The following is a 615-nucleotide window of genomic DNA, read 5'->3' as shown; positions in this document are numbered from 1 at the left end:
GCGGGACGGGCTGCCCGAGGACCGGTCGCTCGCGCTCACCGCCGCGCAGGATGCTCACCCCGGTGCGGAGCGCGGCGGTGAGCGCGAGCGACCGGTCCTCGGGCAGCCCGTCCCGCAGGCCCTTGACGGCCGCGTCGTCCAGCAGCGGCGCGGCGGTGAGCGTGAGCCGCTGGAACGCCTCGGCGGCGGCCTCCTCGGCGAGCGCCCACCGCGCCGCGCCGAGCATCTCCTCGGGCTCCTCCGGCTCGGCGTCCTCCTCGAACGACTCCTCGTCGATGTCGCTGCCGAACTCCGGCTCCTCGGTGAGGGAGAGGACCTCGGCCTCGTCCAGCGCGGCCTCCACGGCGCCGCGCGGGTCGGGGACCCGGGCGCGCTCCAGCGCGGACATCACCTCGGCGGCGGGCGTGACCGTGTGCCCGCCGCGCGCCGCCTCGGTCAGCAGGTGCAGGACGAGCGCCCGCCCGCGCCGGACGTCGCCGGGCCCGGCGTCCTGCCCGAGGACGGCCCGCGCGAAGTGGTCGGCCTGCTGCGGCCGGACGCCGGGGACGCGCAGCAGCCGCCACGGGGCCTCGCGCAGCCGGTCGGCGGCGGCCGGGCCCAGCCGGGCGGCGGGGG

Annotated in this window: 1 protein-coding gene; it reads right to left on the bottom strand. The window is 80.2% G+C overall.

The window, feature by feature from the left end; all coding sequences use genetic code 11:
* The coding region (locus HUX53_RS00225; RefSeq protein WP_303623136.1) for a helix-hairpin-helix domain-containing protein at positions 1-615 on the bottom strand (615 nt) is incomplete at both ends.

Origin of the sequence: Actinomadura sp. BRA 177 (assembly GCF_013372625.1) — a bacterium.
Classification (GTDB): domain Bacteria; phylum Actinomycetota; class Actinomycetes; order Streptosporangiales; family Streptosporangiaceae; genus Spirillospora.
The sequence above is the reverse complement of the archived record's forward strand: the minus strand, read 5'-3'. Positions and strand labels throughout refer to the sequence as shown.